This window comes from Paenibacillus sp. LRG-1 (assembly GCF_057220305.1).
This window is the reverse complement of the sequence record NZ_CM170126.1, coordinates 854628-877098: the sequence shown is the minus strand read 5'-3', so window position 1 is coordinate 877098 and position 22471 is coordinate 854628. Positions and strand designations below refer to the sequence as shown.

Annotated in this window: 21 protein-coding genes and 1 rRNA gene; 6 read left to right on the top strand and 16 right to left on the bottom strand. The window is 46.2% G+C overall.

What is annotated here, in order from left to right:
• Nucleotides 1–67 precede the first annotated feature (67 nt).
• The 7 genes from ACUUJN_RS03915 to ACUUJN_RS03885 form a co-directional block, all read right to left on the bottom strand.
• Nucleotides 68–1623, bottom strand: a 16S ribosomal RNA gene (locus tag ACUUJN_RS03915).
• 449 nt (nt 1624–2072) lie between these two features.
• A complete protein-coding gene (locus ACUUJN_RS03910; RefSeq protein WP_023987039.1) occupies nt 2073–3443 on the bottom strand; it encodes an NCS2 family permease in 1371 nt (456 codons plus the stop codon).
• Between the two features lie 223 nt (nt 3444–3666).
• A complete protein-coding gene (locus ACUUJN_RS03905; RefSeq protein ID WP_076295347.1) occupies nt 3667–4056 on the bottom strand; it encodes a nuclear transport factor 2 family protein in 390 nt (129 codons plus the stop codon).
• Between the two features lie 40 nt (nt 4057–4096).
• Nucleotides 4097–5035, bottom strand: coding sequence for an NADP-dependent oxidoreductase (locus ACUUJN_RS03900; RefSeq protein WP_053324647.1), 939 nt, complete (start codon nt 5033–5035; stop codon nt 4097–4099).
• Between the two features lie 21 nt (nt 5036–5056).
• Complete coding sequence (locus tag ACUUJN_RS03895; RefSeq protein WP_484669277.1) at nt 5057–5527, bottom strand: MarR family winged helix-turn-helix transcriptional regulator; 471 nt, start codon at nt 5525–5527, stop codon at nt 5057–5059.
• Between the two features lie 159 nt (nt 5528–5686).
• Nucleotides 5687–6358, bottom strand: coding sequence for an SGNH/GDSL hydrolase family protein (locus ACUUJN_RS03890; protein WP_338533237.1), 672 nt, complete (start codon nt 6356–6358; stop codon nt 5687–5689).
• 19 nt (nt 6359–6377) lie between these two features.
• The gene (locus tag ACUUJN_RS03885; RefSeq protein ID WP_076265274.1) at nt 6378–7223 is read right to left on the bottom strand and encodes a LysR family transcriptional regulator; all 846 of its coding nucleotides are present in this window, start codon (nt 7221–7223) and stop codon (nt 6378–6380) included.
• A 131-nt stretch (nt 7224–7354) separates the two neighbouring features.
• On the opposite strand from ACUUJN_RS03885, the gene ACUUJN_RS03880 reads away from it, so the two are divergent.
• Nucleotides 7355–8485, top strand: a complete 1131-nt coding sequence (locus tag ACUUJN_RS03880) for a Gfo/Idh/MocA family protein (protein ID WP_076160657.1) — start codon at nt 7355–7357, stop codon at nt 8483–8485.
• Nucleotides 8486–8555: 70 nt separating this feature from the next.
• Here ACUUJN_RS03880 and ACUUJN_RS03875 read toward each other — a convergent pair whose 3' ends face one another.
• Entirely contained in the window at nt 8556–9173 is a 618-nt protein-coding gene (locus ACUUJN_RS03875) for a Type 1 glutamine amidotransferase-like domain-containing protein (protein WP_053324644.1), read from the bottom strand.
• 474 nt (nt 9174–9647) lie between these two features.
• Nucleotides 9648–11186 carry a glutamine-hydrolyzing GMP synthase gene (gene guaA / locus ACUUJN_RS03870; protein WP_023987031.1) on the bottom strand — a complete coding sequence of 513 codons (1539 nt, stop codon included), beginning with the start codon at nt 11184–11186 and terminating at the stop codon, nt 9648–9650.
• A gap of 145 nt (nt 11187–11331) precedes the next feature.
• Between guaA and ACUUJN_RS03865 the strand changes: the two genes are divergently transcribed.
• Nucleotides 11332–11988 (top strand): DedA family protein, encoded by a 657-nt coding sequence (locus ACUUJN_RS03865; RefSeq protein WP_264454177.1) that lies wholly within the window; start codon nt 11332–11334, stop codon nt 11986–11988.
• On the opposite strand, the gene ACUUJN_RS03860 is transcribed toward ACUUJN_RS03865, so the two are convergent.
• Nucleotides 11989–13221: an MFS transporter gene (locus ACUUJN_RS03860; RefSeq protein ID WP_264454178.1), complete on the bottom strand. Its 1233-nt coding sequence runs from the start codon at nt 13219–13221 to the stop codon at nt 11989–11991.
• A 156-nt stretch (nt 13222–13377) separates the two neighbouring features.
• On the opposite strand from ACUUJN_RS03860, the gene ACUUJN_RS03855 reads away from it, so the two are divergent.
• Entirely contained in the window at nt 13378–13731 is a 354-nt protein-coding gene (locus tag ACUUJN_RS03855) for a spore germination protein (RefSeq protein ID WP_068939403.1), read from the top strand.
• A 206-nt stretch (nt 13732–13937) separates the two neighbouring features.
• On the opposite strand, the gene bcp is transcribed toward ACUUJN_RS03855, so the two are convergent.
• The 4 genes from bcp to ACUUJN_RS03835 are packed head-to-tail and all read right to left on the bottom strand — an operon-like array spanning nt 13938 to nt 17077.
• Nucleotides 13938–14414 (bottom strand): thioredoxin-dependent thiol peroxidase, encoded by a 477-nt coding sequence (bcp, locus tag ACUUJN_RS03850; RefSeq protein WP_076295350.1) that lies wholly within the window; start codon nt 14412–14414, stop codon nt 13938–13940.
• 42 nt (nt 14415–14456) lie between these two features.
• The gene (locus ACUUJN_RS03845) at nt 14457–15245 is read right to left on the bottom strand and encodes an ABC transporter permease (protein WP_028540996.1); all 789 of its coding nucleotides are present in this window, start codon (nt 15243–15245) and stop codon (nt 14457–14459) included.
• A 4-nt stretch (nt 15246–15249) separates the two neighbouring features.
• Nucleotides 15250–16044 carry an ABC transporter permease gene (locus ACUUJN_RS03840; RefSeq protein WP_053324641.1) on the bottom strand — a complete coding sequence of 265 codons (795 nt, stop codon included), beginning with the start codon at nt 16042–16044 and terminating at the stop codon, nt 15250–15252.
• Nucleotides 16037–17077: an ABC transporter ATP-binding protein gene (locus ACUUJN_RS03835; RefSeq protein WP_075153730.1), complete on the bottom strand. Its 1041-nt coding sequence runs from the start codon at nt 17075–17077 to the stop codon at nt 16037–16039. Before ACUUJN_RS03835 ends, ACUUJN_RS03840 begins: the two co-directional genes overlap by 8 nt.
• A 103-nt stretch (nt 17078–17180) precedes the next feature.
• Between ACUUJN_RS03835 and ACUUJN_RS03830 the strand changes: the two genes are divergently transcribed.
• From ACUUJN_RS03830 to ACUUJN_RS03820, 3 genes are all read left to right on the top strand, one after another.
• Nucleotides 17181–18302, top strand: a complete 1122-nt coding sequence (locus ACUUJN_RS03830) for an LCP family protein (protein ID WP_484669276.1) — start codon at nt 17181–17183, stop codon at nt 18300–18302.
• 83 nt (nt 18303–18385) lie between these two features.
• Entirely contained in the window at nt 18386–19702 is a 1317-nt protein-coding gene (locus ACUUJN_RS03825) for a glutamate-1-semialdehyde 2,1-aminomutase (protein WP_269465967.1), read from the top strand.
• 207 nt (nt 19703–19909) lie between these two features.
• A complete protein-coding gene (locus ACUUJN_RS03820; protein WP_071559300.1) occupies nt 19910–20869 on the top strand; it encodes a DMT family transporter in 960 nt (319 codons plus the stop codon).
• A gap of 94 nt (nt 20870–20963) precedes the next feature.
• On the opposite strand, the gene ACUUJN_RS03815 is transcribed toward ACUUJN_RS03820, so the two are convergent.
• Both ACUUJN_RS03815 and ACUUJN_RS03810 read right to left on the bottom strand, forming a co-directional pair.
• The gene (locus ACUUJN_RS03815) at nt 20964–21377 is read right to left on the bottom strand and encodes a sensory rhodopsin transducer (protein WP_023987019.1); all 414 of its coding nucleotides are present in this window, start codon (nt 21375–21377) and stop codon (nt 20964–20966) included.
• A gap of 53 nt (nt 21378–21430) precedes the next feature.
• Nucleotides 21431–22465, bottom strand: a complete 1035-nt coding sequence (locus ACUUJN_RS03810; RefSeq protein WP_484669732.1) for a glycoside hydrolase family 88/105 protein — start codon at nt 22463–22465, stop codon at nt 21431–21433.
• Nucleotides 22466–22471: the final 6 nt, after the last annotated feature.

Genomic DNA, 22471 nt, shown 5'->3' with positions numbered 1-22471 from the left:
AAACCTGAGTTTTGAAGCTTACGCTTCATATTTGAATGTTTCCGTTGCAGGAAACGATTCTCCATAGAAAGGAGGTGATCCAGCCGCACCTTCCGATACGGCTACCTTGTTACGACTTCACCCCAATCATCTACCCCACCTTCGGCGGCTGGCTCCCTTGCGGGTTACCCCACCGACTTCGGGTGTTGTAAACTCTCGTGGTGTGACGGGCGGTGTGTACAAGACCCGGGAACGTATTCACCGCGGCATGCTGATCCGCGATTACTAGCAATTCCGACTTCATGTAGGCGAGTTGCAGCCTACAATCCGAACTGAGACCGGCTTTTCTAGGATTGGCTCCACCTCGCGATTTCGCTTCCCGTTGTACCGGCCATTGTAGTACGTGTGTAGCCCAGGTCATAAGGGGCATGATGATTTGACGTCATCCCCACCTTCCTCCGGTTTGTCACCGGCAGTCTGCTTAGAGTGCCCAGCTTGACCTGCTGGCAACTAAGCATAAGGGTTGCGCTCGTTGCGGGACTTAACCCAACATCTCACGACACGAGCTGACGACAACCATGCACCACCTGTCTCCTCTGTCCCGAAGGAAAGGTCTATCTCTAGACCGGTCAGAGGGATGTCAAGACCTGGTAAGGTTCTTCGCGTTGCTTCGAATTAAACCACATACTCCACTGCTTGTGCGGGTCCCCGTCAATTCCTTTGAGTTTCAGTCTTGCGACCGTACTCCCCAGGCGGAATGCTTAATGTGTTAACTTCGGCACCAAGGGTATCGAAACCCCTAACACCTAGCATTCATCGTTTACGGCGTGGACTACCAGGGTATCTAATCCTGTTTGCTCCCCACGCTTTCGCGCCTCAGCGTCAGTTACAGCCCAGAGAGTCGCCTTCGCCACTGGTGTTCCTCCACATATCTACGCATTTCACCGCTACACGTGGAATTCCACTCTCCTCTTCTGCACTCAAGCTCCCCAGTTTCCAGTGCGACCCGAAGTTGAGCCTCGGGATTAAACACCAGACTTAAAGAGCCGCCTGCGCGCGCTTTACGCCCAATAATTCCGGACAACGCTTGCCCCCTACGTATTACCGCGGCTGCTGGCACGTAGTTAGCCGGGGCTTTCTTCTCAGGTACCGTCACTCTTGTAGCAGTTACTCTACAAGACGTTCTTCCCTGGCAACAGAGCTTTACGATCCGAAAACCTTCATCACTCACGCGGCGTTGCTCCGTCAGGCTTTCGCCCATTGCGGAAGATTCCCTACTGCTGCCTCCCGTAGGAGTCTGGGCCGTGTCTCAGTCCCAGTGTGGCCGATCACCCTCTCAGGTCGGCTACGCATCGTCGCCTTGGTAGGCCTTTACCCCACCAACTAGCTAATGCGCCGCAGGCCCATCCACAAGTGACAGATTGCTCCGTCTTTCCTCCTTCTCCCATGCAGGAAAAGGATGTATCGGGTATTAGCTACCGTTTCCGGTAGTTATCCCTGTCTTGTGGGCAGGTTGCCTACGTGTTACTCACCCGTCCGCCGCTAGGTTATGTAGAAGCAAGCTTCTACATAACCCCGCTCGACTTGCATGTATTAGGCACGCCGCCAGCGTTCGTCCTGAGCCAGGATCAAACTCTCCATTAAAGACCAACCGAAGTTGGTTTATAGAAAGAGCGATAAGCTCATTTTGAAACTGACGAGATAAAAATATCTCTTGTTTGATTTTGCGAACAAAATCATTTTACTCACTCGTTGTTCAGTTTTCAAAGATCAAACATTCTTTTTCGTTGATTTAGCTTGTCACTTCATCAACTCTTATATCATATCATGTCCGAACCAACTTTGCAAGCATTTTTTTGAAATCTTTTTTTGTAACACTCGCTCGCAACATTGTATTTCTTGGCCGGAATTAGAATATACCATATGCATATCCCTATTGCAAGCATTTATTAGATAAGATTTCACAATGCTTTATTTATTATTCGTTTTCCCTCTATATAATAGCTTCTTTGTATCTATCTGCGTCTAACTACAAAAAAAGAACCTCTTCCCTTAAGCAACAGGAAAGAGGTTCTGTGTTCTATATCTACTGATTATTCGGAGCCCATAAAGGCAAAGCGGATCACTACAATAATAGCAAGCACCCACATGAGCCAGTGAATTTTAACTTTATTGCTGGTAAACAGATTACTGAACACAGCCAGCACAACGTAAGACAGAATACCAGCAGAGATACCATTCGCGATTCCACCTGTGAAAGGCATTAGCACGATGGTCAAAAATGCAGGAAATGCCAACAGGAAGTTATCCCAGTCGATGTTGCGAACCTGACTCATCATTAGGACCCCAACGATAATCAGAGCTGGAGCAGTAGCGGCAGAAGGCACAACCAGAGCCAATGGTGCAATAAACAGGGCCAACAAGAACAGAACACCTGTCGTTACAGCAGTCAGTCCGGTACGTCCGCCTTCTTCTACCCCTGCGGAGCTTTCTACGAATGCTGTAATCGTACTTGTACCCAATACTGCGCCGGTACTTACGCCAACAGCATCCACCAGCATCGCTTTACCGATAATTTTCTCGCCTTTTTTCTTATCTTTCATTATACCCGCGCGTGTAGCTGTACCTACCAAGGTACCGAACGTATCAAACAACTCTACAAATGTGAAAATGAAAATGATATCAAACAGACCAATATGCAAAGCTGCTTTCAAGTCTAACTGACCTACAGCCAAATTACTGAAATCAGGAATCCAGTTGCCTGTTGTCAAGCTACTCAGATTTGTTACTCCCATCGGAATACCGATTAATGTAGTAGCTACGATCCCAATCAGCAATGCACCTTTGACCCGAACGACCATCAGTGCTGCGATAATAAGCAATCCGATTAGCGCCAGCAGTGCATCCTTTTGATGTACCAGACTTCCCAGAATCAAATTAAAAGCATGACCCGGAACCGGCTGACCAACATCTGTCCCTGGAACGATGCTCACCATAACCAGATTACAAAGCTTGAAGCCGACAATCGTAATAAACAAGCCGATACCCACTGTAATGGCTGTCTTTAAATTTTCCGGAACCGCAACAAGCAGCATCTGTCTTACTCGTGTCACGGTTAAAATCAGAAAGACGATACCGGATATAAATACAGCGCCAAGTGCCGCTTGCCAAGTAATCATGCCATTCGAACTCAGGACTACAGTCATAAAATAAGCATTCAAGCCCATACCCGGCGCCATGCCGATCGGCACATTAACGAATAAACCCATCAGTATGGTAACCAAACCTGCACCTACCGCCGTAGCAAAAAAGACAGCTTCACTGGGCATACCTGCTCCAGTCGGACCTAAAAAAGTATTGTTGACCACCAGAATATAAGCCATGGTCATAAAAGTAGTAATCCCCGCAATAATCTCTGTGCGGACGTTCGTGCCATGTTCCTTTAATTTAAAGAAACGCTCCATGAGTCGTAATTCCTCCTACGCAAAGCATACTCGTATTGTTATCGTTCGTTTGAAGTAATATTCGCATTCATATGCGCTATATTATTACATTCGTTATTTTAGGCTCTCACCTACTGCTTGTCAACAGAAAAAGCGAATGTTACAAATTGAACACATATGTATTGTTCGGAAAACAGAAAACCCGCAAGCTATTATGCAGCTGACGGGTTATGATTTAGAGGAATCAGAGATTTTTGTACTTATCAAAGGCATTCGCTGTGTCTGGTATATTTTCCAGATAAACGATCTTACCTTCCGCATCTAGCCGGGCCTTGTCCACTCCAGTAAGTGTATAAACTTCGCCTGTTGCTTTTTTACCACACACTGCCCATTTGGTTTGATAGGTATCAGGTTCTCTGGGTACAGGTTTCCAACCTTCATACATATGCTTGATTTCGAGCGATCCCTCAAAGAACATATTCAAGAAGCTTTTCCAACTGCTCATACCTTGTTTTCGATCACCATTCAATACAAACTCAATCTTCTCAGAAAAAAGGCTAATTAATCGTTCTCTACTCTTCTCGTCATCTTTTGCTAAATCATAGTAGTGAAAATATTCTTCTAAAATCTTCATCGTGTGCAATTCCTTTCGTGCTGTATATGTGTATGCGTCCTTATGAGAAGGTTATTGCAATTTTACCGACAGCGTGGTGAGTTTCGCTTAAAGCGTGTGCGTCATACAAACCTTTTTGTGAAAAAGGAAACGTAGCTCCTACTACCGATCTTACTTTCTTTTGCTCCAACAGATCGGCAATTTCCTGTAGTTGCTGTCCGTTGGGCTCCAGCCATATATTTTTGGCCGTTACGTTGTACTCCTTCACCAGCTCTTCGTCAAAATTGCTGACAATGGATATGATCCGTCCGGTATCCCTTTTCATTACCTTAAAGCTATTCTTCTGAACATCCCCACCCATCGTATCGAACACCACGTCCACATCAGATAAAACTTCCTCAAAACGAGTTGTACGATAGTCAATGATTTGGTCGGCTCCCAATGAAGCAAGCAATTCATGATTACGCTCACTGGCTGTAGTAATGACATAGGCTCCGGCCTGTTTGGCAAACTGGATAGCAAACATGCCTACGCCACCTGCACCTGCGTGGATTAATACTTTCTCCCCTTTGGTCAGTTGACCATGTGTAAAGAGCGCCTGCCAAGCAGTCAACCCCGCCAAAGGTACAGAAGCGGCTTCCTCCCAAGAAATTGTGGCAGGTTTACGTGCCAGCAGGTGATCATCCACCAAGGTATACTCGGCATAGGTACCGAACCGTGTGGTGTCCGGGCGTGCAAACACTTCATCTCCCACTTTCCAATCGGTGACCTCGCTGCCTACTTCCGAAATAGTGCCGGCTACATCCCAGCCTAAAATAATCGGGAACTCCCAATCCATCATTTGTTTTAAGTAACCTTCACGCAGCTTCCAGTCAATTGGATTGATGGAGGTAGCCGCTACTTTGACTACAACCTGATGAGCCTGTGGTGTAGGAGTAGCCACTTCTCTTTCTTTCAATTCATCCTTGCTTCCATACTGATCTATAACGATGGCTTTCATATTCATTTCCTCCTCGCACATTTACATATTCTTTACATTGCTAGACATACGCTGTAGCACATCTGTCAAAGCCACAATTTCCTCATCTGTAAACTTACATAGCAGCTTTTCCTGAAAGGCTTGTCTTTGCTCTGACAAAACTTGCAGCTCTTGAACCCCTAATTCGGTCAAACATATATAGGTCACACGCTTATCCTGCTCTTTTTTACTACGTAAAATCAGACCTTCCTCTTCCAGCCTTCTCAGATGTCGGGTTACTGCTGCACCATCCAGAACGAGCAGATGTTGGAGTTCCAGCTGACTTAGTTCCTGATGATGATCAATATGATACAAAATTTCAACCTTGGTAAAGCTGGTTTTTAACTGTGCTTCAAAGGCGTTATTCATTTCTTTACACAAAAGATGCATGCGATAAAACAACTGGCTTTTTTCAGAGCAATGTTCGATGACAAACCCTCCTCCTAATACTTGGCCTATCAATTGATATATCAAGTATTATACACCCCCTCTAAAAATAAACAAGCCCTGAGACAAGTCTATATATACAAATCCTACAATCACAAAAAAATGCTCAAGCTAAACGAATAAGCCTGAGCAATCTAGAATTTGTAGTTAGTAGGGTCATTCGATAAAACGATGAAATGGTCCAAATTACAGTGTATTCATAAATCCGATAATACGGGCCGCCATCCGCTCGTGGCCTGCCTGATTCGGGTGCAGGCCGTCAGGAACACCATTTTCCCCTGTAAAGTACATCTGTTTATGTACAGGCAATAGTGGTTGAATTCCGGCGATATTCCACAGATCGCAGCACGGGAAAGAATAAAGTGAGGCCACTTCTCTCACGGCCTGTGCATACGCGCTATAGACTTGACCAGTAATGGCATTAGGCAGATGCTCAGGAACCGTATCACTTGATCCGTGAGGCGGAGTCAAAAAGACGATCAGCTTGTCCGGGTAACGGTTAATTAGTCCTTCGGCAATATGCTTGAGCGCACCATAAAACGTACGCGTTTCTGTCGATGGCGTATCCAAGCTACCGAACGGTATTTCTCCCATCGAAAAATCGTTTCTTCCCCCCATAAAAAAGATCACGTCTGCATGAGGGTTCATTTTCTCATAACGCTCACACATCGGTTCAAAACCGCCGCTGGCTACACTGCTGCCGGATATGCCGTGATTCTCAAAGGTTAGGAATCCCAGTGCGTCGCTCATAAGGTGGGGGTAAGGCTTTTCTCCATCACGCAATTCATATCCAAACGTAATGCTATCGCCCAGAAATACAGCATGGCTGCCTTGGTATTTGCCTTGATTGATTGTCATTCGATATCTCTCCTATCTATTAGATCGTATTGTTGATTTCGATAAATTTATGTTCAATCGCTGTCATTTCGTGATTTGACCGGGTTATTAAATATGTATCCATATAGCCGAAGGTTGGGGGAGCGGGCAAATAGGATGTTACTTTAAATTGCCGCGCCAGCTTTTTGGACATGAGGGTGATTCCCATTCCCATCAAGGAAAATTGCACCATCGTATCAAACACACCGACCTCCACCACCTCGCCATGGGTCAATTGCATGTCCTGATACATCTTCTCTAAATACGTGAGATACAGGCAGCCATCCGACAATATGATAATAGACGCTCCTTGGAGTACCTGTTTGAGATCCGAGCCTTCATGTATGCCTTTCCCCACCAGCACCAGTTCTTCACGGCATATTTTTTGATAATGAATATACGGGTTGGCGGGATACCCTGTAACAAAAGCAATATCGAGTTCGCCGTCAAGGATCAATCGCTCCATTTCCGTCGTGGTTCCGGTTTTTAATGTAACCGAAGCCTGCGGATACAGCTCATATACCTTCGTGAGCGCCCTCGTTGTTTCGCCCGCCACGATGGACTGCATGGTACCGATGCGCAGCTTTTCCTCCTGCGGTCTCATTTTCATCTCCGTGTCTTGCCATAGCAACAACATTTGCTTGAACTGAGCATACAAGGTTTCTCCTGCGGGTGTCAGCTCCATACCACGGGGCTTTCGGTAAAATAACGCTGTGCCGTAATGGGCCTCCAGCTTCTTTATTTTGGCCGTCATATTCGATTGCAGGTGATTCAACTTTTGTGCTGCTTCTGTCAGGCTTCTCAGCTCTGCCACCGAAACAAATGCCTGCATATTTTCAATATCCATCCCTTCACCTCCCATCAAATAAAATGATACCTGTATCATAAACAAGCATTATTATTTATGAGTTAAGTGTATTATATTGGCCTTGGATGCTATTTTCCACCCTCATTTTAAAAATCAGGAGGTATGGCAACATGATCAAAAAGAAGATTCGTGTAGGTATCGTAGGAGGTTCGATGAATAATAAATGGGCCAGTCAAACGCATATTCCGGCTTTGCTCAAGCACTCGAACCTGGATATCACTGCCGTCGGTACCTCTCGTATGGAGAGTGCGCGACAAAGCGCAGAAGAAGTAGGTGCGGCACTAGCTTTTGATGATTCCAAAAAGCTCGCAGCTTCCGAGGATGTGGACATGGTCGTGGTGAGCGTAAAAGTTCCCCATCATTACGAGGCGGTGATGGCGGCAATTCAAGAGAGAAAGCATATTTTTTGTGAATGGCCCTTGGGGGCAAACACTGCGGAAGCTGCTGAAATGGCCAAAGCGGCGGAACTGGCAGGCATTCATCATACCGTCGGCTTGCAGGCACGGCAGGATCTTGAAGTGCAAACGATGAAAAAGCTCGTGGAGGGCGGAGAGATTGGTGAAATTATATCCTGTCATATGCAAGTAGCTACTCCCGGCAAAGGAGGACAAGTAAATCAGGACACTGCTTATCTGCTGAATAGAGCCAATGGGGCTAATCTGCTCACGATTAATGGCGGGCATTCCTTGGATGCGCTGCAATACATCGTTGGCGAATTCCGCGAGCTATCGGCCATCACATCATCTCGTTATCACGAAGCCACTATTCAGGAAACGGGTGAAGTCATTTCCAAGGATACAGCCGATCAGATTCTGATTCACGGAATATTGGAAAAAGGAGCACCGGTATCCGTTCACATTCAAGGTGGAGTGAGTTCTAAGTTTGAGATAGAGATTCAAGGAAAAAAGGGCATTTTGCGTTTGTCACAGAATCCTTCGCTTGGGCATGTTCAATTCGGGAATCTAACGCTCGAAAAACTTGTGTACGATCCAAGCAGTACGCAGAGTCATGGTCCTAATGGTGCTTTTGAACAAATAAGTATAACTAGAGAGCCTAATATAAGCCTGGATTTCCCAAGAGAAGGGGTAACCCTAAATGTAGCCAAGGCTCATTATGTTTTTGCCGAGGATATTTTGACACACACCCGTCTCGCTCCCGATTTCAACCATGCCTTAAAGCTGCATCAGCTACTGGACCGCATTGAGGAATCGGCTGCAACTGGGAAAAAGATCGTATGGTAAGGTAGTATTATAAAAAAGAACCTTTAACACCACGATAGATGTGGAGTTAAAGGTTCTTGATCTTTTAAAATCATGCATTCTCGACCTTTATACTGTCATTTTCAACCAAAATAACTTCCGCGTTGCTGATTGGATATAAATTTAATTGGCTGCCAAATTCCTCAATGATGCTCTCCACCGCTTTTTTAAACGGGATGTTCGTATGGTGGGGGACTGGATAGAATTCAATTATCCCGAGCGCAATAAAGGAATCCAAAGCAGGCGCCTCCTCCACATTGTCCATAAGTCGGGCATATTCGATATTCGGTGATAAAATCATCGAACCTGCCGATTCGCCTATATATAACTTCCCTGCATTAACTTCATCAGCAATGATTTTGTCAGCCCCGGTTCTTCTCAACTCTTGAAGTAAATAAAATGTGTTGCCTCCGGTAATATAAATATAGTCATTTTCTCTAATTTTACTCTCTATTTCGTTCAATGTTGCTGTGCCGATTTCGATTTCATCCACGACTAATCCTAAATTCTCTAATGCTTTTTTCCCTGAATCCACATAAAACTTAACTTTCTCTGGAATACTTGCGGTTGGGATGAAGGTGACTTTTTTTCCTTCTAAGTTTTCACCAGCGAAATGGACTAAGCATGGTGCAACATCCTTAAATGAGGACGACAGAAATAATTTTTTCATCTCTTTATTCTCCTTAGAACAGCGTTTAATAAAACGAGATATGCAACACTTTAATCTAGGTACATTATAAAATATATTAGTAGCAAAACATGACACCATTAGAGCATGACATGAAAAAGAAGTGAAAGTTTAATTTCATACTTGATTTAAGCTATTTATAGCTTGAATCTAATAAAACCATATAAAAAAAGGAGACATTACCATTGAATAATATCTCCTTTTTTCAGCTTCATATTCCGTTTTGCAACAATAAATGACTTCATATCTCCGCCGCATGAGGCAATGCTGTTCGCCTTTAGCTAACCCCCGTCGATTGAGGTTGCCGTACAGTAAACTTTCCCGAGCAAAGGTTCGACCTGGCACCCGTAAAAAAGACTCCAACCGCATAGCGATATTTCGCCGATACGGAGGAGTCCTGATGTTGTATTGGTAAATCTTAAAGGATTGATGGTTACGGCGCGGGAGTCTCCGCGTTTATTCCCACTCAATCGTTGCTGGTGGTTTGGAGGTGATATCATACACGATGCGATTCACGTTATCCACTTCGTTTACGATACGTACCGAAATTTTCTCCAGCACATCCCAAGGGATACGTGCCCAGTCGGCGGTCATACCGTCGATGGAGGTTACTGCACGAATACCTACAGTGTAAGAATACGTACGAGCATCGCCCATAACGCCAACACTCTTCATATTCGGCAAAGCGGTGAAGTATTGCCAGATTTCCCGGTCCAGACCGGCTTTAGCAATCTCCTCGCGCAAAATGTAATCCGACTCACGAACAATGGTTAGCTTGTCCTCTGTCACTTCACCCAGCACACGAATGGCAAGACCCGGACCTGGGAACGGCTGACGCCATACAATCTCAGGTGGCAGTCCGCATTCTTCGCCGACTTTACGCACTTCGTCCTTGAACAGGGCATTCAACGGCTCGATCAGCTTGAACTTCATGTTCTCCGGCAAACCACCCACATTATGATGGGATTTAATGGTCTGTGCCGTTGCTGTTCCGCTCTCTACAATATCCGTATACAGTGTACCTTGTGCCAGGAAAGTAAAATCGTCGAATTGAGAAGATTCTTCCTCGAACACATAGATAAACTCGTTACCGATGATTTTACGTTTTTGTTCCGGATCATCAACTCCTGCCAGCTTGGACAAGAAGCGCTCACGTGCGTCAATTTTGACAACTTTCATATCAAATTTACCAACGAACGTCTCCATTACACTTTCGGCTTCACCTTTGCGCAGCAATCCATGGTCAATGAACATACACGTCAGTTGGTCACCGATCGCTTTGTGAATAAGCATCGCTACAACAGAAGAATCCACGCCACCGCTTAAGGCACACAATACTTTCTTGTCGCCAACCTGTTGACGAATCTCACGAATTTGATCTTCAATGAACGATTCCATGGTCCAGTTGCCTTCACAACCGCACACTTCATAAAGGAAGTTGCTGATCATCTCGTTACCTTGAACGGAATGACGTACCTCTGGATGGAATTGCACCGCATACAGATTCCGCTCCAGGTTACTCATCGCGGCAATCGGCGCACTCTCTGTTCCTGCATCTAGTGTAAATCCGGTTGGCAGATCTGTAACGTGATCCCCATGGCTCATCCATACGGTTTGACGAGAATCCAGTCCTTTAGCCAAGCGGGCATCCTGATTGAATTGCACGTCTGCTTTGCCATACTCACGCTTGCCCGCACGTTCTACCTTACCATCCAGTTGGTGAGCCATCAGTTGCATGCCATAACAAATACCAAAGATAGGGATGCCAAGATCATAAATTGCCCGATCCACCTGAGGAGCATTGTCTGTATATACGCTGGAAGGTCCGCCTGAGAAAACAATCCCTTTTGGCGCCAGCTCTCTCAGCTTCTCCGCAGGCGTATTGTATGGAAGGAGCTCGCTATATACACCGAGATCCCGAATTCTTCTTGCGATTAACTGGTTGTATTGTCCTCCAAAATCGAGAACTACAACGATTTCATTAGGCTTATTCATTACCGTGCCTCCCTCAATTGTTCGTTTCATTATACGCAACGATAAAACAAGACGTCAAGAAATCAACCGGAGTTGAGTGGGCATGAAAAGATTGTTAAAATGAATTGATTCTAAAATACTCAATCTGTTCGTAGGAGTGTAAACGATGGATGTGCTGAAGTGGATCGCGCAATTGTTCGAAGAATACGGCTACGGCGTCCTTTTTTTCGGCTTGCTGCTTGAGTTTATTGCTTTACCTTTTCCCGGGGAAACCACAATGGCTTATGCGGGATATCTTTCCTATGCCGGTACCCTGGATTACGGTAAACTGGTGCTACTAGCTTTCTTGGGCACAACCATCGGTATGACTATTACCTACTTTATCGGAAAGTGGGCTGGACTCCCCTTTATTCAGAAATATGGTAAATGGGTTTTGTTATCGCCGGACAAGCTTCAGAAAACACAAAAATGGTTTCAACGATATGGATACTGGCTTATTTTCCTTGGATATTTCATCCCCGGTGTCAGGCATTTTACCGGTTATTTTGCCGGGATTATTGCTCTTTCTTTCCGTAAATTTGTCTTGTATGCTTACAGCGGCGCTTTATTCTGGGTCATCCTCTTTCTAAGCATCGGCAAGCTGTTTGGTCCCCAATGGGATGTCATTTTCCATTTGGTAGAGCTGTATGCACTGCGAATTGCGGGAGCCGTTGGGTTCATGATCCTGCTGTATATTATTTACCGGTGGAGAAGCTTCCTGTTTAGCTCGCTACGCAAATCCGAAAAATCAGTGAAAACCAGCAACAAGGATGACTTGAAGTAGTCAAACTCCTGCTGCCTTACGGTTACGAGTCCTTGCATAATACATTGAAATCACGATAGATATCACAACAAACCCCGCGCCTCCACCCAAGCCCAACATACGCGGCTCCATCATTTCAATCGCCACCCCTGCTCCAAACATAGACAGTCCGATGATACCTTGGCTCCACGCCGTCAGCATGCCCAACAATGGACCCTGTAAATACAATGGGGTCTCCTGCATTAATAATGTATCCAGACAAATCGCCCCCACCCCGCCAGCCAACGAAATTAAGAAGTAAATGGCAACCGCCGCCCATACGTGATAAATACCGCTTAATCCCATAAGTAAAATCCCTTCCAACAAAAGGCACACCAGTCCTCCCTTCAACAAAGAACGACTGAATAAACGCCCTATTGCATAGCTGGCAACCAGACCCGCGCCCAAAGCGGCGTAAAACAATCCGATCCCGGCATCGCCCAGCCTGAATTCCTGCACTGCATATACACTGATCAGAACATTATCAATGCCATTGAGCATGGGAACCAGCAACTCAAATGCAACAACGACTTGGAGAGGAACGGATGCACGAATACAGTCCAACATTCGCGATCTGCTCCGGTTTGGATGATCTAACAACGAAGGGCTTTTATGTGGTTTAACACAGGAATCCTCCCTGTTTATTTTCTCCTTCATGACAGGTGGGAATGCAATATTGCGAACGATCAGACCTGCGGCAAAAAAACTTGCTGCGTTCAGTATAAATGCGGCTTGTGGTCCAAAGAGAGCAGATATGATGCCTCCGGCAGCAGCACCAACGACCAGCACCAGCCCACTCATCACTTGCTCAAGACTGTTCACTTTCAATAACTCCGACGGACGAACAAGCAGCGGGATGGATGATTTACGAGCAGGAGCATACACCGCTTCTCCGCAAGCTAGAAGGGTACTAACCCCATAAATGATCCATATATCCTCAGGACTATGAACACTTAAAAAACCAAGGGCTACCAAGCCTCTGAATAGATCCGTGGTCATCATAAGTGTACGCCGGGATATGCGGGTAATAAGCACACCCGCCGCAGGTGACAGGACTAAAAAAGGAATCACTCGCAATCCCAGCATGATACCTACGCTGAATCCTGAACTAGTAAGCCGATAAATCAAAGCCAACAAAGCGATCTGACAGAAACGGTCTCCAATTCCGTTAATGATGCCTGCGGCAAATAACTTCCTGTATTGCCTGTCTAACATTTTAAACAGCTCCATATCGATAGAATTCTTTTATTATATATAAATCTAATTAGTTATTTGTCTAATTTATAAGTTTACTATACAACCGTCAAGGCATAAATCCATATATTCAGAGCATACTAAGCCAAGAAACTCCAATATCGGAGGATTTTACGTATGCCAAATCAGAATAAAAGTTGTCCAGTTACTCATGTGTCCTCTAACTTGAGGGATAATGTAAACCATATTGAAAGCTCCTTTGGAAACAGCGGAGATTTAATCATTAAAGAGCTATTATGGATGCAAAAATGGCCAGCGGCTTTGTTTTATATCAATGGTCTGATTAACACTCAATTACTCCATGATTCCGTTCTGCGTTCATTAATGCGGGAAAACGAACATCATGTACCAGAGGGCGCGGAACCATTCGACTATTTAAAGGATCAAGTATTGATTGCTGGTAACTCAGGTAGTTTGGAGGAAATGGATATTACTGGTGTTTACTGTACTATCGGGAATAGAGGCTTTTAGTCGCGTTAGTGAGATGCTGTTATCTGTATATGTATTCATTTTCTGTGGTAACGGCTTGATCATTCCGCTTCTATTATGGGGTGTTTATCTCTGCAAGCAAAAGTGGAAGCAGCGGCAAAATATATCTAAAAATTAAAAAAAACCTTTTGAAACCGACACGCCTGAAAGCACGATCCGGTTTCAAAAGGTTTTCTTTGGTTCTTCACTTACGCCATATCCTGAATGTATGCCAGCGCAGCATCAATATGTCCTTTTACTCTTAAACCACGCCATTCATGAACTAAAATTCCATTTTCATCAATAAGGAACGTAGACCGAACAATACCCATGTACTGCTTGCCGTACATCTGTTTTTGCTGCCATACACCATACGTCTCAGCCACCTGATGCTCTTCATCAGATAACAACTGAAAAGGGAGTCCGTACTTTGCAATAAACTTGTCATGCTGCTTGAGTGGATCAGGGCTTACCCCCAGAATCACCGTGTTCAAGCCTTCAAACTCCGTATGTTTATCCCGAAAATCACAAGCCTGAGTCGAGCAACTAGAGGTCAAATCCTTGGGATAGAAATACAACAATACCCTACTGCCTCGATAATCAGACAGCTTAACATGCTTTCCCTCACTCCCAGGCAATTCAAAATCCGGTGCCTCTTGTCCAATAATGGTAGATGTCGTGGACATCTCATCATCTCCTATCTTGTGGGAGTTCTTATGTGATCCGCCCTATGAGCCTGCCCCTCTGTAACGGCGAACTCCCCAGTTCCATGCCAGTAAACCCAAAGTCAGAAAGACAATTCCCATCACAGGAGTTAACAGGGCCATATGGCGCATATCCTCTCGGTGAAGGAACAGGGAGGCTGGATATACACCAACAAAAGCAAAAGGCAGTATCCAAGTTAGCACAACCTGAATAGCACGGTTATAGATCGTCACTGGATAACGTCCGTAGCCCTGAATATTGTACATGAGCGGGATAATTCCTGTCGGCGCATCCGAAAAAAACGAAAGGGATGTCAATATGGTGTAGATGCCCGTATAGATCGCCACGGCACTTAGGCTCAAAATGATCAGCGCCGGTACGAACCACCACTCCATAGCCAAGTCCATCTGTGCCCCGCTGATCCCCATGATAATCAGGCCAATCACAGAACCCACCAGCGCAGGCGGATCCACATTTTCAAGGAAAATCTGGAACAGATTATACGCGGGACGGGTCATTACCCGGTCGAGTTCACCTTTCACAATGTAACGCTCGCTAAAGTTCCAAAGATTTACAAAACAACTGAATAGTCCGTATGGAACCATGAAAAATCCATAAACGAACACGACTTCATTTTCACTCCAGCCGCCCAAACTGTCTGTATGCATAAAAATAACCAGGATAAAAATAAGATTTGTGGCCTGAAACAGCAGGTCTGAAATCACTTCTACCCAAAAGTCGGCCCGATAGGTGAGCCGTGACTTCATGTAATTTTTTAAATATTCGCTAATGAGACCCAAATAGTACATCATCGGCTTACCCTCCCTGCACGAACAGACGTCTGCGCGCCAGTCGCCAAATGATGATCATCGGCACGAGCAGAACGACCAGCCAAATGATTTGGATACCCAGTACATTCCAGATGCCAACGCCTTTTACACGTCCCGTAAATACAGAGCCCGGCAAATAGGTAATCGCCTGAAACGGCATCCATTGGGCGATCGTCGCCAGCCAGCCTGGAAACAAACTGATTGGCAAAATCAACCCAGAAAACAGATCTACAACTACGCGCTTCATACGCATCATGCCCTCATTATTTTCGATAAAAAAGGCCGTTAACCCCGTAATAATATTGATCTGAGTGTTGATCATAAAGCTAAAAAACAGCATGACCAGAAAACCAACCCAGGCTACCGGATCCGTGGGAAGCTTTACCGGAAATAGCAGCATCGCAATCGCCATGCCTGGAATCATAAACAGCAGAAAACGGAACATTCCCTCGCCGAGTCCTTGCATAAATTTAACAAGTACATAGTTATAAGGTCGGATCATCTGAATTGCAATGCTTCCATCACGTATATCCGTCGAGATTTCACGATCCAGATTGTTAAAATAAAAGGCTCTCGCCATCCACGATACTGCTACATACGTCGTCATCTGAGCAGCGGTAAAACCTCCAATGCTACCCGCATCGCCATATATCGCTTTGTATGTGAAATAATATACGCCAATATTCATGCAATAAATAAGGATTCCTGAATAATAGTTCACACGATACGCAAGCATCGTGAGAAATCGGATACGAATAAAATCGGTGTATACGCTAAGCATGAACTTTGGCCTCCACTATCGGATTGCCCTGGCGTTCAGCCGAACCAGACTGATAGATACTGCGGACGATATCATCCGTGTTGGTTTCAATGATTTTGATATCCGTAATATCCGTGCGACCGACTACGCAAGCGAGAACATCCGATACATTAATATGAAGAGGAATCCATACCTTGGCAGCCAAATCGTTATCCGCCGTCCAAGCCAGTGGCATATCAGCAGTCCATGCCTGTAATTGCTCCAGTTGGGTCGGTGTGCCGAACTGAAACCGTACTTCTCGACCTGTACCCCAACGTGCCTTCAGATCCTCCAGACCACCATCATAGATGATATTCCCATCATCCAGCATAATGACGCGCGAGCACAGCGCTTCAATATCCTGCAAATCATGGGTTGTCAGCAAAATAGTCGTACCATAATCCCGGTTCATGTCCTTTAGAAACTCGCGGATTTCGGACTTTACCATAATATCGAGGCCAATGGTCGGCTCGTCCAGAAAAACAATGGACGGATTGTGCAGCAAGGCTGCTACTAACTCACAGCGCATCCGTTGCCCGAGACTAAGCTTGCGTACCGGGCGGCTTAGCAGATCCTGCAATTGCAGTCTCTCTACCAGCTCATCCAGCCTACGTTTGAAGTCCGTGGCCGGAACCTGATATACTTTCCGCAGTAGTTGAAAAGACTCGATCACACCGATGTCCCACCAAAGCTGGCTGCGCTGACCGAAAACAACACCAATGTTGCCTACAAATTTCTCGCGTTCCTCATAGGGGACATAACCGCCCACCTTGAGATGTCCCGATGTCGGCACGAGAATGCCTGTCAGCATCTTAATCGTGGTGGACTTTCCGGCGCCGTTCTCACCGATATAACCGCATATTTCTCCTTGCGGAATACGGAAGGATATATCTTTGACCGCGGCTACCTCGTTGTATTCGCGGGCGAATAAATCAAGGAAGGCACCTTTTAAGCCCTCGCGATTTTTTTGAACCTTAAATGTTTTGCGCAGATCCTGCACATCAATTGCCAGCATGTTATACCTCTCAATCAGGATTTGTAAAATCCATAGTTAAATTGATTGTGCTCCAAAAAGAAATTATAATGTAATGAACTGAAAAGCGAAAGGGAGAGCATCCATGACAAGCAGAACCAAAAGGACGATATGGTCGGTTCTAGCCGTGGTAATCGTCGCGATTGTCGGCTTTGCCGTGTACTATTTTACATCCATTTATAATCAGCTGGATAATCTGCATAAAGAGGGCGCTAACTCCCCCTTCAAAAATGTAAAGCAGGTCGATCAGGTTCGTACGCCAGAACCGCCCAAGTGGGAAGGTACCGATATGGTTAACATTTTGCTGATGGGTGTCGATGGGCGCGGTATCCAGAAAGGGGAAGTTCCCCGATCAGACAGTATGATGGTCGTATCGCTGGACCCCGTTAAGAAAAAAATCCACCTGTTCTCTATTTTGCGTGATACGTACGTGGATATTCCCGGCTATGGAAAAAATCGAATTAACACCGCCATTACTCACGGACCCAACACAGCCATGAAGACGGCTGGCGATCTGTTAGGCATCCCGGTGCAATATTATGTGTACACGGATTTCCAGGGCTTTATCAAACTGGTGGATGCCGTAGGCGGGATTGATTTTGAAGTGGAAAAGGATATGCATTATACAAGTAATGCGGATAAACATCAGTACGATATTGATTTGAAAAAGGGCATGCAGCATCTAGATGGCAACACGGCACTTCAATATGTGCGGTTCCGCCACGATGCAATGTCCGACTTCTCCCGATCAGGACGGCAACGCGCATTTTTGGAGGCAATAGCCCAGAAAATGCAGACCACGACTTCCATCGCTAACTTGCCAAATATTTTAGAGCAGGTTAACCCGTTCATTGACACGAATCTCAGTGTTAACGATATGTGGAAGCTGGCAAATGTGGGGTACCAAAGCAACTTTGCAGGCAGCGAACAGGTTCCACCGATGAAGATGCTCGGAGAAGAGAATGTGGGCGGCGCGGCAGTTCTTACTGTCCGCGATCCGGAAGAACTGAAAACGTATGTGCAGGATATATTTAATAATCCACCCGCACAAACACAGGAACAAAATAAGGATCAGAATGAAACGAAACAGCCAGACAGTGCATCGTCTACCAAGAAGGATAAAGCTTCTTTTACAGGGGGCAGTAAAAACAGTAATGAGGATGCTTCCACACAATCAACAACAAAGACAGGACAAAAAGAGCTATAATGATGTATGCAGGGGCAGCCGTGAACGCTGCCCTTTGGCGTGTGTATACCCTATTTTAATGAACGGAAAGGAAGTTTTTGATGATGAAACGGGAAAACTCCGAAGCACTATATAAAGAAGCCCTGGAGCATATTGTCGGGGGCGTTAACAGCCCTTCACGCTCCTTTAAAGCTGTGGGCGGCGGCGCTCCAGTATTCATGAAACGCGCTAAAGGTGCTCATTTCTGGGATGAGGATGATAATCGGTATATCGACTATTTGGCGGCTTATGGCCCTATTATTACTGGACATGCCCATCCCCATATTACTAAGGCTATCAGCGAAGCGGCCGCGAACGGCGTATTATACGGAACCTCAACGGTATTGGAAATCAAACTGGCCAAGATGCTGAAGGAAGCAATTCCTTCTATGGACAAGGTCCGGTTTGTGAATTCTGGCACAGAAGCGGTTATGACAACGATTCGTGTTGCACGGGCCTATACTGGGCGGAACAAGATCATCAAATTTGCCGGCTGCTACCACGGTCACTCGGATCTGGTACTTGTTGCCGCAGGGTCCGGCCCTTCCACGCTAGGCATACCTGACAGTGCAGGCATTACGACCAACATTGCGAGCGAGGTTATTACCGTACCATTCAATGATCTCGACGCGTTACGCCAAGCCTTGGAGCGTTGGAGCGACGATGTGGCGGCAGTCATGGTCGAGCCCATTGTCGGTAATTTTGGCATGGTCATGCCGCAACCCGGTTATTTGGAAGGGTTGTGCTCCATGGCGCGTGCGAACGGCTCACTCGTCATTTATGACGAGGTCATTACCGCATTCCGATTCCACTTCGGTTCCACCCAAACGTATGCAGGTTTGGACAACCATGATGCGATTCAGCCAGATTTGACCGCGCTGGGCAAAATCATGGGCGGTGGTCTGCCGATTGGTGCCTACGGCGGCAGCAAGCACATCATGGAGCAGGTTGCCCCACTCGGCCCAGCTTATCAGGCGGGTACGATGGCGGGCAACCCAGCGTCCATCTCGTCAGGCATCGCCTGCCTTGAAGTCCTTCAAGGGGAAGGCGTGTATGAAGAGATGGAACGTCTGGCTGTGAGGCTGACGGACGGTATCCAGTCCTCTGCCGAACGCTACGGCGTGCCATTGACGATCAACCGAATTCGTGGAGCGTTCTCGACGCATTTCTGTGATCATCCGATCACGAATTACGCGCAGGCGCAGGATACGGATAGCGAAGCGTTTGCATCCTTCTTCCGTCATATGCTGGATCGCGGTATTCATCTGGCACCATCCAAGTACGAAGCCTGGTTTCTCACAACAGCGCATACGGACGAAGATGTAGATGCTACGCTGGAAGCGGCGGACGATTCGTTCCGGGCGATGTCACAAGGTAAGTAAAACAAGCAGTAAGTGATAGAATATGAATAGGATAAGAGCTGGAAGTAGTCTTAGGGATGGGAATCCGACCTCTGGGACTTCGTTCCGGCTTTTTTTCATTTCACAACTGTACCCGTACAGTTGCAGATTTTATGGATTGTATCAGGTTATGCCATCCGGGTATATTGAGAGAACCACAGGTTAAGGTCATTATTACGGAGGTTTATTATGAACAGTCGTTCTAGAAATGGAGCCGCCTATCTGGCAGCTCTCAGCTATGCAGCTATACTTGGATTTTCATTTTTATTTGTAAAATTGACAGTCACAGAGGCGAGCCCGCTGGATGTGATCGCCCACCGCTTTGCGCTGTCTTTTATCGCTTTGACCATTCCCGTGTTGCTCGGTTGGATCAAGATCAACATCAAGATGCGTGACATTCTGCGCATTTTACCACTGGCGCTGCTCTCGCCATTAGTGTATTTTCCACTGCAAGCCTTCGGGCTGATGAGCACTTCTTCATCGGAAGGTGGAATTATCCAAGCAACCGTTCCCATCTTTACGCTGCTGTTAGCTTCCTATTTTATTAAAGAGCGTACAACGGTAGTCCAGAAGATTTCCTTACTGCTCTCTGTCTTTGGCGTGGTTTTTATATTTGTGATGAAAAGCGGAGCACCGCTAGCATCCAATAGCTATGGGGGTATTCTTCTGCTCGTGCTCTCTGCGATATGCCTATCCGGCTATAACGTACTGGCACGACCATTAACACAAAAGTACAACCCAATGGAATTGACCTACGTTACCTCTATTTTGGGATGTATCGTTTTTAACGTGGTGGCACTGGGATATCATGCCATAGACGGCTCCATGAGCGCCTATACCGCTCCACTGGTGAAGCCTGGTTATTGGATGGCACTGATTTATCTAGGCATTCTGTCTACCCTCGTCACCTCGCTGTTATCGAGCTTTGCCTTGAAGTGGATCGAAGCCTCCAAAATGAGTGTGATCGGCAATTTATCCACCCTCATTTCCATGATTGCCGGTGCTTACATTTTGAAGGAGCAGCTCGCCTACTATCACATTATTGGGGCTGTGATGATCATTATCGGCGTGTTGGGTACCAATTTCGGAGGACGAAAAAACTTCACGCCAATCAAAACAACTTCGGCAAAATCACAAAAAACGGGCTAAAAATAGACACTCATTTGCCTGCAAAAAAAGAAATCTCCAGGCTGCGCAATTCCAGCGGAGAGATTTCTTTTTTCATTTCTTAGTCTTCGTCGCATTAGATAGGGTACGCCATGACACTCATTAACGCCAATTCCGGCTGTGTCGTGTCCAATCTGCTATATTGTACGATTATGGGCACATCGCTAGTGACCGTAATTGCGTAAGGAATACCTACCGGAATCTGCTCGCCGGATTTCTCCAACGAGGCTGTTCGGATATGACGGGTTCGTCTTCCTTCCACCACCTCGATCAATCCCTCCAATGGCTCGCGGTCTTCAAAATAGATGTCTATACTCAGATTTGCCACACGGCTCCCACAATTCAGCACGCATATACTCTCATGACTGAGCAGCTCACCCCGGCTTTCCGGTGGAATATACCCATCGGGGATGACCCAGAATAGGCTGCCTCGCGGCTGATTAGCTACTTTTTCATGAGAAAGCTCCTGAGAAAGTTCAGTATCTCCCATGCTATCGGCCTCCTTTGACCTATGAATACTTTCGTTTCCCTATGTCCCTTCTTCTAGCCGTACGGATTCTCCTTGGTACGCAACAGTTGGGCCAGAAAAGCAAGCGCCAATCCCTGACCCCATCCCTGAATGCGTTTATATGGAACGTTTCGATAGCCGTCAATATCGTTCATCACAGCAGTTCCCGCGGATACACCCGTTACTGTGCCGTCGTCCTTAATGCGGGAAAGAATACCTTCGATCGCCTTTTGGGTGTATTTGTTAAACAATCTTCCTTGCATAAGCAAGGCGGTCGCAATTCCTGCCGAGCCCGAGGTTTCCAGATAAGAGGTATCATCGTTCAGCACCGTATGCCACAGCCCTTCTGGGGATTGCAGCCGCACCAGTGCATTGAGCTGGTCACGCAGCGAGCCGTCGATGATCATATAAGATGGATGCTGCACCTCCACAAGTTTCAGCGCTTTTGCCATCGTGAGGGCTGTCCATGAATTGCCGCGCGCCCAATATATTCCTGACATCCGGCTTTGATTCGCATGATCCCATCCGTGATAATACAGATTCGTATCCGGGTCCTGCAAAAATTCTTCATGCCCGTGATATTGACGAATTCCATCCTCCCAATACTCCTTGTTGCCTAACAGATGACCAATGCGCAGCAAATAATAACCGGCCATAAACATCGTATCCACCCATGCTTGCTGCGGAAATACATCATGAAGTGAATTCACCGTATGCTGGAAAATGCCGTCGGCAAACCGCTCCGCTTTTTTGGCCAAAAATTCTGCCATCTCGATGGCAATATCAAGGTATTTTTGCTCACCTGTGGCCTGATAAAGCGTCAACAAACAGTGCCCGACAGAAACGCCGTTCACCGAGAGAGACGGAAGCCCATCCTCGATATTTTCGTCTACCCATTCTTTTAGCTTGGTCAGATACTTTTCGTTCCCTGTCGCTTCATACGCTTCGCATACTCCGTAAAAGGCTACTCCGCCCGGCCAATCCCAGCTGTAGTGCATTTGAAAGGTGCGTTCTACTACCCGGTCGATCACCTGCTTAACTTGTTCTTCATCAAAAATCAATGCAGGCATTTCCAC

Coding starts and splice junctions, on each gene's coding strand:
- ACUUJN_RS03910 (WP_023987039.1), bottom strand. CDS start 3,443: ATGGAGCGTTTCTTTAAATTAAAGGAACATGGCACGAACGTCCGCACA.
- ACUUJN_RS03905 (WP_076295347.1), bottom strand. CDS start 4,056: ATGAAGATTTTAGAAGAATATTTTCACTACTATGATTTAGCAAAAGAT.
- ACUUJN_RS03900 (WP_053324647.1), bottom strand. CDS start 5,035: ATGAAAGCCATCGTTATAGATCAGTATGGAAGCAAGGATGAATTGAAA.
- ACUUJN_RS03890 (WP_338533237.1), bottom strand. CDS start 6,358: ATGACAATCAATCAAGGCAAATACCAAGGCAGCCATGCTGTATTTCTG.
- ACUUJN_RS03885 (WP_076265274.1), bottom strand. CDS start 7,223: ATGGATATTGAAAATATGCAGGCATTTGTTTCGGTGGCAGAGCTGAGA.
- ACUUJN_RS03880 (WP_076160657.1), top strand. CDS start 7,355: ATGATCAAAAAGAAGATTCGTGTAGGTATCGTAGGAGGTTCGATGAAT.
- ACUUJN_RS03875 (WP_053324644.1), bottom strand. CDS start 9,173: ATGAAAAAATTATTTCTGTCGTCCTCATTTAAGGATGTTGCACCATGC.
- guaA (WP_023987031.1), bottom strand. CDS start 11,186: ATGAATAAGCCTAATGAAATCGTTGTAGTTCTCGATTTTGGAGGACAA.
- ACUUJN_RS03865 (WP_264454177.1), top strand. CDS start 11,332: ATGGATGTGCTGAAGTGGATCGCGCAATTGTTCGAAGAATACGGCTAC.
- ACUUJN_RS03860 (WP_264454178.1), bottom strand. CDS start 13,221: ATGTTAGACAGGCAATACAGGAAGTTATTTGCCGCAGGCATCATTAAC.
- ACUUJN_RS03855 (WP_068939403.1), top strand. CDS start 13,378: ATGCCAAATCAGAATAAAAGTTGTCCAGTTACTCATGTGTCCTCTAAC.
- bcp (WP_076295350.1), bottom strand. CDS start 14,414: ATGTCCACGACATCTACCATTATTGGACAAGAGGCACCGGATTTTGAA.
- ACUUJN_RS03845 (WP_028540996.1), bottom strand. CDS start 15,245: ATGATGTACTATTTGGGTCTCATTAGCGAATATTTAAAAAATTACATG.
- ACUUJN_RS03840 (WP_053324641.1), bottom strand. CDS start 16,044: ATGCTTAGCGTATACACCGATTTTATTCGTATCCGATTTCTCACGATG.
- ACUUJN_RS03835 (WP_075153730.1), bottom strand. CDS start 17,077: ATGCTGGCAATTGATGTGCAGGATCTGCGCAAAACATTTAAGGTTCAA.
- ACUUJN_RS03830 (WP_484669276.1), top strand. CDS start 17,181: ATGACAAGCAGAACCAAAAGGACGATATGGTCGGTTCTAGCCGTGGTA.
- ACUUJN_RS03825 (WP_269465967.1), top strand. CDS start 18,386: ATGAAACGGGAAAACTCCGAAGCACTATATAAAGAAGCCCTGGAGCAT.
- ACUUJN_RS03820 (WP_071559300.1), top strand. CDS start 19,910: ATGAACAGTCGTTCTAGAAATGGAGCCGCCTATCTGGCAGCTCTCAGC.
- ACUUJN_RS03815 (WP_023987019.1), bottom strand. CDS start 21,377: ATGGGAGATACTGAACTTTCTCAGGAGCTTTCTCATGAAAAAGTAGCT.
- ACUUJN_RS03810 (WP_484669732.1), bottom strand. CDS start 22,465: ATGCCTGCATTGATTTTTGATGAAGAACAAGTTAAGCAGGTGATCGAC.